9 protein-coding genes, 1 tRNA gene and 1 rRNA gene are annotated in these 13,425 nt (G+C 37.3%); 4 read left to right on the plus strand and 7 right to left on the minus strand.

Annotated features, from left to right (window positions below):
• Positions 1-60, minus strand: a 16S ribosomal RNA gene (locus tag HNR31_RS11345); the annotation flags it as partial.
• Positions 61-719: 659 nt separating this feature from the next.
• Between HNR31_RS11345 and HNR31_RS11350 the strand changes: the two genes are divergently transcribed.
• Positions 720-1,541, plus strand: a complete 822-nt coding sequence (locus HNR31_RS11350) for a protein-glutamine gamma-glutamyltransferase (RefSeq protein ID WP_181556359.1) — start codon at positions 720-722, stop codon at positions 1,539-1,541.
• Here HNR31_RS11350 and HNR31_RS11355 read toward each other — a convergent pair.
• Positions 1,522-2,421, minus strand: a complete 900-nt coding sequence (locus HNR31_RS11355; protein WP_181556360.1) for a DMT family transporter — start codon at positions 2,419-2,421, stop codon at positions 1,522-1,524. The two genes, HNR31_RS11350 and HNR31_RS11355, sit on opposite strands and share 20 nt — an antisense overlap.
• A gap of 67 nt (positions 2,422-2,488) precedes the next feature.
• On the opposite strand from HNR31_RS11355, the gene HNR31_RS11360 reads away from it, so the two are divergent.
• Entirely contained in the window at positions 2,489-3,166 is a 678-nt protein-coding gene (locus HNR31_RS11360; protein ID WP_181556562.1) for an MgtC/SapB family protein, read from the plus strand.
• Positions 3,167-3,338: 172 nt separating this feature from the next.
• Positions 3,339-3,411, plus strand: a tRNA-Ala gene (locus HNR31_RS11365).
• A 1,103-nt stretch (positions 3,412-4,514) separates the two neighbouring features.
• Here HNR31_RS11365 and HNR31_RS11370 read toward each other — a convergent pair.
• The 3 genes from HNR31_RS11370 to HNR31_RS11380 form a co-directional block, all read right to left on the minus strand.
• Complete coding sequence (locus tag HNR31_RS11370; protein WP_181556563.1) at positions 4,515-6,140, minus strand: L-lactate permease; 1,626 nt, start codon at positions 6,138-6,140, stop codon at positions 4,515-4,517.
• Between the two features lie 30 nt (positions 6,141-6,170).
• Positions 6,171-7,133, minus strand: a complete 963-nt coding sequence (locus HNR31_RS11375; RefSeq protein ID WP_181556361.1) for an L-lactate dehydrogenase — start codon at positions 7,131-7,133, stop codon at positions 6,171-6,173.
• 705 nt (positions 7,134-7,838) lie between these two features.
• Positions 7,839-8,084 (minus strand): hypothetical protein, encoded by a 246-nt coding sequence (locus HNR31_RS11380; protein WP_181556362.1) that lies wholly within the window; start codon positions 8,082-8,084, stop codon positions 7,839-7,841.
• A 550-nt stretch (positions 8,085-8,634) separates the two neighbouring features.
• On the opposite strand from HNR31_RS11380, the gene HNR31_RS11385 reads away from it, so the two are divergent.
• Complete coding sequence (locus HNR31_RS11385; RefSeq protein WP_181556363.1) at positions 8,635-9,813, plus strand: MFS transporter; 1,179 nt, start codon at positions 8,635-8,637, stop codon at positions 9,811-9,813.
• Between the two features lie 606 nt (positions 9,814-10,419).
• Here HNR31_RS11385 and HNR31_RS11390 read toward each other — a convergent pair.
• Positions 10,420-10,755, minus strand: coding sequence for a hypothetical protein (locus HNR31_RS11390; RefSeq protein ID WP_181556364.1), 336 nt, complete (start codon positions 10,753-10,755; stop codon positions 10,420-10,422).
• Positions 10,756-11,710: 955 nt separating this feature from the next.
• On the minus strand, positions 11,711-13,423 hold the full coding sequence (locus HNR31_RS11395) for a methyl-accepting chemotaxis protein (RefSeq protein ID WP_181556365.1): 1,713 nt from the start codon (positions 13,421-13,423) through the stop codon (positions 11,711-11,713).
• Positions 13,424-13,425: the final 2 nt, after the last annotated feature.

Raw genomic sequence — 13,425 nt, forward strand, 5'->3', positions numbered from 1 at the left:
TTGCATGTATTAGGCACGCCGCCAGCGTTCGTCCTGAGCCAGGATCAAACTCTCCATAGAAAGTTAAACAACCTAGCAAATTGACGTGGACGCTTCGTTTTGTTCAGTTTTCAAAGAACACTTGTCCATCGAAACAGCTTCTTCATAATATCATACCGACATTTCACTGTCAACAAGTTTTTTTATCTTTCCTGTTGTGAAGCTGTTTATTAATAACTCTTAGCAGCGACGAGATTAAATATATCATCATTAGAAACGAAATGCAATACCTAATTTTTATTTTTTGAACAAAAAATTCACCAATTACCTCTGTTTCATATTACTGAATAATGAATAACATTTATGTCTCTGCATAATTAAAATGCAAATATCATCATCACAATTCTTGCCATAGTAATGATTACAAAAATGCACTGCATAACAATAATGGTTTATTCATAAACATGACGTAAGAAAGGAGATTCATCTCAATAATTAGTATCCTGCCATATCTCTAAACATAATCATAATATTAAAAATGGAGAAATCCTATCGCAAACAAAAACCGAATAAGATTTATCAACAAAATACTAACAATTCGTCCACAAAACAGGGATTATTATCCACAATCACTTCTTTTTTGATTTTATAAAAAAGTTATTTTTTTAGCACAAATGTTAATATTGTGGATAAATTATCAACAGTTTGTTAATAATTTTTTCATCAAGGAGAGAGTCACTATGATTCAAATTCAACATTCTATTGTAGATAGCGATACTCCTATTCATTCTTCTTTATCAAAAGTACAGCAAAGAATTTTTCAAGCTCTGCTGAAAGAACAAAAGATATATGTATATAAAAATGAACAGCAACTTTTTTTTGAGCTTTTACTACGAGAACACATTATACAAGCTGCGATTCTCTTGGCGAAAAGTAAAGTAAGATTTACAATTTTTCGCTTTTCTCGATGTAATGAACAGTTTTGGTACAGAAATGAACTAGGCGGATTTCAATTAAAAGAAACGGTTTCTCCCACTGATGCCATTAATGATATTTTTCAAAACAGCCATTTATACGCATTTGAATGTGCAACAGCCATTGTGATTGTATTTTATAAAGCCGTCCTAGATGTTCTGGGCGCTAATACGTTCAATAAATTGTTCGCTAATCTTCTTTTATACGACTGGCATTTTGATAAAGATCTTGGGGTGAAAACAAGAAAAGGGAATGATTACATTCCTGGAGATTGTTTATATTTTAAAAATCCTGATGTAGACCCTCAAACACCTCAATGGCAAGGAGAGAATACGATTTATTTAGGAGACGGACTGCATTACGGTCATGGAATTGGTATAAAAACAAAAGAGGAAATTATTGCTGTATTAAATAAAAAACGAAAAAGAGGAGCGACTAAATCAGCTTATTTATTAGAACAAACAACAAGGATCGATTTTCAATATTTATCGACCTTTGCCAATGTACGCGAACATGCTGAACTCCCTATTGATCGAAATCGCTTTGTTGTTGGAGCAATTGGCTCAGCTACTTTCTTATATTTGTAGCAGTCTCTTTCGATTTTTCGCTCCATAAATATGTCCCGATACCTGTTAAAATGAATGAGCCTCCTATCCATTGAGAAGGTTGAATGACTTCCCCCAGTAAAAAATATGCCAAAATCGAAGCACCTACCGGCTCAAATAAAATCCCCATGGAAATCGTAGCTGCACTGATCCATTTGACTGACCAATTCATCAGCGAATGTCCAAGCAATGTTGGCACGATTGCTAATAGAAGAAAGCAAATCCAATCCATTTGACTGTATAAAAATAATGGATAGCGAAAAACAATGACATACAAAAAAAGAGTGATCGCACTAACACCGTAAACCACATATGTATATACCACCAGCGATAGCCGCTTTCGTAAATCCTGCCCGAATAACCAGTAGCCAGTAATCATTACACATGCAAGTAACGCTAAAATATCTCCAAATAAAGCTTTACCGCTTATTTGAAAATCACCCCAGCTAATGATGATGCTCCCGAAAATAGCGAGCAACCCACTAAGAAAAGCACCAATGGTCAATTTTTCTTTAAAAAAGACATATCCTCCGACAAACGCAAACAATGGCTGCAATGTGACAAGCACAACCGAGCTTGTCACACTTGTATAGTTCAACGATTCAAACCAAAGAATAAAATGAAATGCTAACAAAACACCAGAAATGAAGGAAAATAGCCAATCCCTTTTCGCGATCGCTTTCAATTCACCAATATATGGAATACAAAAAGGTGTCATTAATAGGACAGTAAAAAACAGACGATAAAAGGCAATAACCGCCGCAGGAGCCTGTGCCCATTTGACAAGAATGGCGGATGTTGATACAGAAAAAGCGCCAATGACTAACGCCAAATAAGGTTTAAATAAATTTTTTGATTGCATACCCCATCCCTCTCATGAAACGTTTATAATTATTATAGCATCGCTAGAAGGGAAAAAGGTGAGGGATATGGATTTTCAAATGTTTTTAAAACTGAGTATATCCGCCATTTTAGGACTAATTATCGGTCTAGAAAGGGAATTAAAACGGAAGCCTGTAGGTTTAAAAACGTGTTTAGTCATTTCCATTGTTAGTTGTTTATTAACTATTGTTTCTATTGAATCAGCGTATATCTTTCCTATGAAAGACCATATCACCATGGACCCGCTTCGCCTCGCTGCTCAAATTGTATCGGGGATCGGTTTTTTAGGAGCAGGAGTGATTTTACGACGCGGCAATGATAGCATTTCCGGACTCACAACAGCTGCGTTAATTTGGGGAGCCGCAGGAATCGGTATCGCTGTAGGAGCAGGGTTTTATTGGGAGTCCATTTTTGGGGTAGCTTTATTAATTGTTAGTGTCGAACTCATTCCACTGCTCACGACTCTTTTTGGTCCAAAGCAACTAAGGGAAAAAGAAATTTTACTACAAATTACGGTTTTAGATTCAAAAAATATTGCTAATGTTATTGAAGCTATTCAAGAAAAAAACATTCATATTAAAACCGTTCGTATTAAAGATTTAGACGAACAACATCACTTAATTAAATTAAAAGTAACTGTTGACCAAAAACGCTCAACCACCGATGTATACTATTCAATTCATGATATTCCTTCAATTACTAACATCGATATTGAAAGTGTCTAGATTGATCACTACAAAAAGCCCTTACGTTTAACCAACGTAAGGGAAACACCTATATTCTATTGACAACATTTTGTCTGATAGTAGATAGATTATTCCATGCGCAATTGCTTTTCTTTTATTTGCCATATTGCAAAAAAAAACAATGTATATATAATAAAATCTGGATAGTAAAGGGGCATTAGCTCAGTTGGGAGAGCGTCGTGCTGGCAGCGCGAAGGTCACCGGTTCGAGCCCGGTATGCTCCATTCGACCCCCCTTGTGTATCAAGGGGGTTTTTCTTATTTTGCTTTGATTGTCGGTTAAATCCTATTTTTTACATTTTTCTTTTGAATATATGTCCAAAACGCTCTCACAAAAAGAGCCTACTCGTTTTAATCATGGCCCCTTATAGTAGACAAAAAACAAACATCATGGACTCTACTATGGAGGGGTTTTTTGTTTCGTACGGAAAATACCTCGGTTATAAGATCACATTTATCGAAGGATAATACAAAACAGTACCTTTAAAAAAACAAATACCCTGTGTCATTGGCTGATCTGCTTTCCAATAAAAAACATCACCACATCTGGAATATCGTTCATCCCTATGGTCAAAATCGTATTTTCCATGAGCCGACAGTTCGACATAGGAACAGACTACATCTCCATTGGAAATGACAGAGCAGCTAACATATAGTAAGAACCTTCACGCGAGAAAATCGTTTTGCCGCTCTCGTTTGCTTCATCACCATTCCTGCCAAACTGAAACCGGAATAAACTGTATTCATTTCATATAGTCAATCTCCAAATCCATCATTCTCACCTACTGGGCGAAGGGCAAGCATCCTCTGCTTCACCTTATTTTTCTCTAGTGTATTAAAGTTCTCGGTCAAAGGTAAGGTGAAATTCATTGCAGATTCAGGTGAAATAATAAAAATCTTCTGAAAGATCACTTGGTAATTATGCCAAAAAACCCCTAAGTGTTATTAGATTTCTTGTGTCCTAAGAAATCCAATAGTATATCCTTTCATCACTTAAAAATATACACCAACATAAACGAAAAGCTTGACGGAAAGTTCGTCAAGCTTTTCTAATATATCGGGAAGAAAGGATGACTGTCTGGATGTCGTTCATTAATATAGATGCTTTCACTTCTTCAAAAAACGGTGCCAAGATATTTTGTTCTGTTTCATTTAATGTTTCGCAAGACCACTTAGTTTGATAATGTCGAAAACAAGATTTTTCTCATTCATCATTGACTCGATCTTTAACGATAGTCGGAAAAATTCTCATGGAAGACAATTTCCATCAACACAATGATATTTCTTCGGTTTATAAAAATTGGGTAGTTTTACTCGATGCCAGTAGTTTAAATCCCAATGAGTGAAAGGATATATGTCCATATCCCTACAACTAATAACAGTACTAAACTGTACTTAATCGTCATTTTAAATAAGTTAGATTCTTTACCGGTCTCTTGTACTGCAGCTGTTGCAATCGCAATGGATTGTGGTGAGATGAGTTTCCCCATAACTCCTCCACTTGTGTTAGCTGCGAGTAATAATGAAGAGTTTGTCCCAATTTGAGTACCTGTAACAACCTGTAAATGTCCAAATAAAGCGTTATTGCTCACGACAGATCCTGTAATAAATACGCCGAGCCAGCCTAGGACCGGGGAAACGAGCGGAAAAGCATCCCCTGTTTTCGCTAATGCTAAACCAATCGTAGATGATAGCCCTGCATAGTTGGCTAAGTTCGCAAATCCCATAATAAAACAAATGGTTAATATTGGAATCCATAATTCTTTGCAAGTTTCTTTTAAACTTTGCAGCCCTTCAACGAACGTAATGTTTTTACTACACATGACTGTGAACACGACAGCGAGTAAAATGGCCGTACCTGTTGCTGATACAAGATCTAGCTTAAATATTGCGTCTAATACAGTTTTAGCTGAAGCAACCGGAGGCATTTTTACGACTTCACCATGTAAAAATGGCACTTTGAATAAAATAGTTGTTTTATAAAGCAAACCGCCTTCAGCAAATAAAGCTTTAAAACCCGGTAAACTCCATATTGTAATCATCCCCGTTAAGATATAAAACGGAGACCAAGCACTGGCGATTTCTTTCAAGCTGTATGTTGGTTGTTCCACAACCTCTTCTTCCGTATTAATTCGGTATATATGTGATGGCTGCCATTTTTTTAAGAAAAGAGCCATGGCCCCCATACTGACAAGTGCTGCTAAAATATTGGCAAGTTCAGGACCAAACACGATCATCGTAAATGTTTGGACAATAGTATAGCTTCCGCTTACGACTAAAAGAGCAGGAAACGTTTCTTTAATGCCCCGCCATTTATCTAAAATAAAAACTAATAAGAACGGAATGATAAAAGTGATGAATGGCAAAATCCACGCAAGTGTACGAGATAATTCAATTGGCTTTAAGTCTCCCATTTGTGCTCCTACAATGACCGGAATCCCAATTGCTCCGAACGCGCCAGATGCAGCATTGGCAATTAAACAAAGAGCAGCTGCTTTTAATGGTTTAAAACCAAGTTGGGCAAGTAAAGCGGCAGAAATGGCAATCGGAACACCAAATCCCGCCGCACCTTCTAAAAAGGCATTAAAGCTAAAACCAATGAGCAAGAGTTGGAGTCGTTGATCTTTAGAAATATTTGCAATGCTGCCACGGATGATATCAAATTTCCCCGTTTTAACGGCAATTTTATATAACCAGACAGCCATTATTACAATATAGCCAATCGGCCATAAACCGTTCGCGATTCCATGAATGGAAGCAGCAATCGCTTTTGAAATGGGCATATCAAAAAACCAAACAGCCGTTACCAAGCTAAACAAAAGGGTAAGAAATGCAGCTTTTACCCCTTTCATCTTAAACACTGTTAAACCTAACAAGAATAAGATAATTGGGAGTGCTGCAATCAATGCAGAAAGATACGTATTATGAAGAGGGTTGTAATGTTGAACCCACATAATGATCACCTTGTTTCTTCTAGTTAGCTTTTATGCCTTTACTTCATCGAAATAAGGAGCAAGAATGTCCTTTAATACGGTTACACTATGATGAAACTGTTGTTGTTCTGTTTCATTTAACTTCATTTCCATCACTTCGCGAATACCGCTTCGATTGACAATGGCAGGGACACCGATATACACATTTTTCTCGCCGTATTGACCATCAAGATAAGCAGAAACTGTTAAGATGGCATTTTCATTGTGTAAAATGGCACGTGTAATACGGACAAGTCCCATCGCAATACCGTAGTACGTTGCTCCTTTTTTCTCAATAATTTGGTACGCTGCATCGCGAACGTTTGTGAAGATATTTTCTAAGTCCTCTTTTTTATAGTTGTCATTTTGAGTGATTAATTGTTCAACCGGAATACTACCAATTTCGGCATGACTCCAAACAGGCAGCTCCGTATCCCCGTGTTCTCCGATAATATACGCGTGCACATTCGTTGGAGCTACTTTGAAATAATCACTTAACAAAAAGCGGAATCGTGCAGTATCAAGAATAGTACCAGAACCAATGACGCGCTCTTTTGGCAAACCACTAAACTTCCATGTCGCATACGTTAAAATATCTACTGGATTCGTTGCAACAAGGAAAATCCCATCAAAACCTGATTTCATGACAGAATCGACAATCGTTTTAAAGATGTTAATGTTTTTATCAACAAGATCTAGTCTTGTCTCCCCTGGCTTTTGGTTTGCTCCTGCGCAAATTACTACTAAATCAGCATCTCGGCAATCTTGATAATCCCCATACCAAATATTCGTTGGTTGCGGAGCAAATACTTTTCCGTGATTTAAGTCCATGACATCGCCCATTGCTTTCTCTTTATTCACATCAATCAATACGATCTCATCCGCTATTCCTTGATTCATGAGTGCAAATGCATAGCTAGATCCAACAAATCCTGTTCCTACAACGACTACTCGATTTACACGTTCTTTTGCCATGTTTTATCATCCTTTCTAGCTTCTATTGTGAAATATTTCACAATTAGATTGTACACTATTTCACAAACTTTAACTAGTACTATTGATAATGAAAATTTGTCTTTTTTGTTAACAGTTTTTCACCTCTTCCGTTCCATTATGTCCACATATATTGATGTCAAAACCTGTTTCTGTTTTCATTCGTCTTGAGTAATGATGAAAATTTTTATTCTTTATAACTCAATGGTAATGATTCATTCACATAATCCCGAATCCATGACAAACATCATTGAAACCTGTAATTACTCGGTAGATGAGTACAATCAAAGACTTTTAAAGGCCAAATCAGCTGAAGCGCTCATCTAACGAACACACATCCTTTTCAGCTCCCTATCTCTACGTGACAAATCGAGCAATATAATCGCTCAAAATGGAAGGAGAAACAGATTGGCTACAGGCAGCTTTAATCTCCATTTTTTCATATTCAGTCAACTTCGCTGCCAGCGTGATCATGGTTTGAATGACTGTCTCGATTTCGAAAAGAACTGCCTTTTTCTCGCAAGCGTTCCTGTCTAATGAGATGAAACTGTTTTTCTGCAAGAAAAAATGCACTATTTTATATGCGTTTGGCTTTATACAAAAAGGGTGCACATAATCAAGTACATCCCAAAATGATCATGGTCCTTCTTACTCTTTGAAAAAGGAAGTCTATTCATACATTGTTCTTTATTGTTCCGGCAACAATTCGTCGATTGAGGAGGTTGCGTGCGTTAGTGCGGCTGACTCTAAGCGCTTGAACCCGTATTTTTGCAGGCGTTGTCTTTGCGCTTCAGTTAGTTCATTGTAAGGAACCACAGCCGGCGTTTCAGAGGACTTATAAATTAAATTTCCCGTCACGGGGCATTGAAACGCATCAGCAACAAAGCCTTCTCCATCTTGAATCGTAAATAAGCGAATCGGCATTACATTCATTCTCTTCCCTCTTTCTGTTGGTATGTTCTTTATTACGATTGTCCAATCATCCTTCATTCTATACGGTTCTTTTTACACAATGAGCCAATCCTGTTCGATACCATCTAACTCCGCTATGTCTAGTAAATGCATCCATGTTTCAAAACCACAGCGAGAAAAGAGCCGCAAACTCGGATCATTATGCTCAAAAATAAATCTAAAGTAACAGTTTCATTTGCAGTCTTGGGCATTCATCGATCGTTTTTTGCAATAACAGCTTCTCCCAAGATCATCCCCGCCGTATAGAGTGCCGTAAAACGATTGAAAACTAAGCCATGCACATACGATATCAACAAGCCATAGCGGTCACCATGTTTTTTCTTTCTGCTGCCACTGGCTCCGTATCAGCAGTTACCCATCTTGTCGAGATAGTTTTTATGTATCAACAATCGCTCGTAAATCTCCCTTCTTCGTTTCTCTTTCATTTGTTTTACGTAAAGCATTTTATTTGCCAAAACAAGTAAAAGGGAGATTATAATCTTAAGTATCTCGTACAGAAAGGAGAAGTGGAATGAATCGCACACTCATCGTCTATCTCGTTTCGCTTGCTGCATTTCTCGGCCCTTTTACGCAAACTATTTATACGCCTATTTTACCGGAAGTGGCAAAAGATTTTGGCACATCATCGTTTTTAGTGAATTTAACGATTTCGATTTTCACATTATGTTTGGCATTAATGCAAATGGTTTACGGTCCTTTAACAGATACGAAAGGGCGTCGAAATGTCATTTTGTTCGGTATTTTCCTTTACACGCTTGCATCACTTGGTTGCTTTTTTTCTAAATCTATCTATGTATTACTCGTTTTTCGTGCTTTACAAGCTATTGGGATTGCCGCTGGTTCTGTCGTCGCTGCTACTGTCATCGGCGATTTATTTGAGGGAAAAGCTCGCGGAAAAGCAATGGGGACGTTTCAAATGATGGTGTCACTCGGTCCTGTCGTCGGTCCGATTGTAGGGGGCTTTCTCGGTGGACGATTTAACTTCCATGCTGTATTCCTCGTGTTAGTGTTCGTAGGTGTCCTTATATTCATAGGGAACTTGGCTTTTCTCAAAGAAACAAAACCGGAAACAAGTTCATCACAACGATTTCAACTTCGCAATTTCTTGACAATCCTTAAAGACCGTACGGGTTCGTCGATTATTTTGTTAGGTTTTATTCAATATTACGCGATGTATAATTTCCTTGTATTCTTACCGGGAATTTTAAGCGAGCGCTATGGGCTGTCTGCCGAGCAAAAAGGGCTTGTCTTTCTAACGATGTCTTGCATGATTGTCATCGGAAGCTTTGTCGGTGGAAGAATCCAAGGACGCTTTGAAGATCGAAATGTCATCGTTGTCACATCTTATTTGAATGTGGCGGCAATTTTTCTGTTCCTTCTCGTCTCACATATATCGATTCCATTGCTCATTGCTTCGATTATGCTATTCGGCTTATTCTTAGGAACATCTTTGCCAGTACAAACAACCCTATTAACACAAGTGTTTCAAACGAATCGGTCAACCGCTATCGGCGTCTATAACTTTTTCCGGTACATGGGAATGGCGTTTGGACCGATAGTTGGAAGCTTGTTGCTGGCCATTGGTGGGTATTATATTGTATACGGATTTGTCGATGCTGCCTTTTTAGGCTGTGCGTTTGTGTTAACAATACGGGTTTTAGGAGCGAATAAAAAACTGGGTGCCTATTGATATTACCATGACTAGAACCGTTTCAGCCGGATTAGGGAAGTTTAGTTGCTATTGTCGTTTGACATACACTGGACCATACTTCAAAAAGAAATTTTCGATCATTCGCGTAAAAGCCGAAACAACGTCCACCCACGATTCGAACATCGCTCGAATGGTCTGGCATTTGATGCGTGGAGCATGTTTTCCGCGACAATCGTCTTTTCGTCGGCAAACGGTTCGCTAAATAACTCTCAATTTGTCGTATTAAAAAACATAAAAATACTTCCAATTATTTATCAATCACCAAATGCTTTCGAAAAACTTTTCCATCGCGTCGCCGTAATGCGCCATCTATAACCTATAATACCGTTTTGAAATCAATGACTTCTTGGTGATAATTTCATCCCATAAAGCGACACTGCTTTTTCCTGCTGCCGCAAGGGTAAAGATCATTTCGTCCTACTTTTCCCTTGTCTCCTCTTCTTGCTCTTGTATATCATACCTTTTTCTACAAAAAATCTCTCCTGTTTGACAGCATAGCTATTTTACTGCCGTCTACACAGAAGAGATCGCATCGGGAGTATTTATGACCATAAAATATCAGGAGAGTTAACGAACCGCACTGAGTTATTTTTGTTGTTGGTGATGACTCTGGTTAATTGCAAGGCTTTTCGGCTGTTCCGCTATTTCTTTGGAAAATTCCATAGTCGCTAAACTCGGTATTCTCATTCGTCGATTCATAAAGTTGTTTATGCCACTCATTGCACGCTGAATCGGTTTTGGCATCATATACTGAGTGCTGCGTCCTCTTCTCATGCTGAAAACGGCTGTCGCGGCAATTCCCAGGCCTAAACTTAATATAGTCCACATGGTATTGTTATTGCTTCGGCGTCCCGTCAAGCGCAACAATTGGTTCCACATTCCTCTATTACGCCCAAAATTAAGTAGACGTAAACGATTCATGATTTTTACACTCCTCTTTTCGAATTTTCCTTGCGCTCGAAAAAAGAATGATTCTTTTCGAACACTTATTAATGTGCATTAGAGAAGCAAAATCATGCATGGAAAACACTTACTTAATGACGCCGCATATTCTGATTCCAATGAGAAATGTTAATAATTGAAGGCCATTACGATCAAAAAGCGAAGTTTTCCCCATATTTATGTCAATGTAAGAAAATTAAGGTTTTTGAACCTATTTTTATTTGAAGTGTCTTAATGAATATATAGCATTTGTTCACAGTATAAACTTAAAGTTTTCGTTTTCGTTGTTATATTTTTCTGACACCGCTAGGAATCGCAGAATCCAATTCCGTGAAACTCACTCTAACTGGATTATCATGGATTACAATCCATGCTCTTTGTTAAAAGGCATTCATCGCTTCTCTCAACAGCTGTATAGCCTCTGTTCGCTCAAGCTTATTCGTTTGCCATTTCCGTCATGTCAAAAACCGCTTTTTATAAAGTTTTACTTATAAGGATAATAATTTCAATATAAATAAAAACGCAAAAATTTTCCTGATTGCTTCCGATTTACAAAAATAGAGCGCAAAAAATCTTGACATAACAACGGCTTTTACGCTTGTCACTTTACAACAAGCTTTTTCTGTATTAAGAATACCGTATCAAATGCTTTTGTGTATTTAACTTTTCTAATTCATCCATCTAATGATTTATGCTCAAGTTCAAGAGCCATAAAACTTCATCCGGTACAAGAAAAGGGTAATTCAATTCCAAGCGTCTAGGAAGGGACGAAGCGAAATCGCGGGTAAAAGTTCGTATGATCGAGGACAGATACATATCTCTGTTTTGAGGCAATCCATTTTTATCCACTTCTAATCGCCCGTGATCTCCTACCTGTAATTAAAAGATCACGGACGTTAGAAGTAAGATAAGAGTATCTTATGGAAGTTTCATTTTATTTTGTTGTGATCTCACTTGTCTTAAATTGCTTAATCATATCTTGGAGGTTGTCAGCCAAGAGTTTTAGTTCTGAATTTTGCTGTTTTAAATAATCAATCGTATTGTTTTGTTGAACAGCAGAAGCAGAAATTTCTTGAACCGCGGCCACTCCTTGCTCTGAAATTGCCGCAATTTCTTGAATGGATGTTAAAATTTCATCGGACGTTTGACGAATATCTTCTGTGCTTTCAGAAATCGTATCGATCCCTTTTGCCAATTTCTCTACTGATTCAAAGATGGAATTGAACAATCGCCCATTATCTTCAACAATCTCAACACCTTTTACAATATCTTCAAAATCTTGTTGGTTCAGATTTAACACGATATTAGCCTGTTCATTGATTTCACGTATCGCTTCAGATATTGTTTTGATGGATTCATCAGTTTGGCCGGCAAGCTTTTGAACTTCTTGGGCAACAACTGAAAATCCTTTACCTGCTTCTCCAGCACGAGCCGCTTCAATTGATGCATTTAAAGAAAGAAGATTGATTTGAGACGCAATGTCTTGGATAATTTTAATGATTTCATTAATATGTTCTAGTTTTTTCCCTAGATTAAATAAGTTCTCTTTACTTACCATGCCATTTTGTTTTATTTTGTTCATTTGTTCGGTAATCATTCGAACTTGGTCATTTCCTTTTTCAGCTTGCTGGCTAGTCTGATCGGTAAAGTTTTTAATCATCTTCGTTTGCTCATCTACGTTGGATATCGCTATTGACATTTCAGACATCATATTTGAAATTCGGTCAATATGATTAGCTCTTTCTTCGGCTCCTTTTGCCTCTTCATTTGTACTCATTGCAATCTGTTGAGAAGCTTGGGCTAATTCTTCAAAGGATTCCAAAAGAGTTTGGCCAGTATGATGAATCGTTTCGGATTTCTCTCTTACATGATCGATGATGCGACTTAAGTTTTTCCTCATTTCTTCAAAGCTATTTGCTAAAATCCCTATCTCATCTTCCTGCTTGATATTCACCGATTGGCTAAGATCTCCAGTGGAAAAGACTTTTGCATATTGTACTAAACGATTAAGAGGTTTAGATATTCTATTTCCAACGAACAAAGCCAATAAGACTCCAATAACAACCATGACAGCTGTTAAAATAAGAGAAACAGTCAATATCCATTTTTCTAGTTGATCAATAAATTTAGCGCTCATATCTATTCCAACGATGGCATCCGCACCATCTACAGGAATGAAAAATGATTTATGGACCCCCCATTTATCTCTATAAATGGAACTCAGCACAGGCTCTTGGTTTTCATATGATAATTTTTGATCATTTGTAAACGGAGACTCAACCATAAATTTATCACTGCCATTTAAAGCAACAATGACATCCTTACCATTTTTTTTAGACAATACATATACGTATTCAATTCCTTTTTTGTTTTTAATAAATGAATCTAAATCCTGCTTCAGTTCCATCCCATATTTCTCTGGGGAGTCCATTGTATTCTTAATTAAATCAGGATCAATCGTCTCTGCCAATCTTCGTCCATTTTCTTTTAGCCGTTCATCAAACTGTGGAATAACGTGTTCCTGAATAATGTAACCTGATACATATCGAACAAATCCAAAAAGAATCAGTGAAAATACAAGAAATGGGAATAAAAAGCTAATGACTAATTGGGTTTTGATTGATTTTTTCCAAGTTATATTTCTCATTC

The organism is Thermaerobacillus caldiproteolyticus (genome assembly GCF_013761245.1).
In the GTDB taxonomy this organism is placed as follows: Bacteria; Bacillota; Bacilli; order Bacillales; family Anoxybacillaceae; genus Thermaerobacillus; species Thermaerobacillus caldiproteolyticus.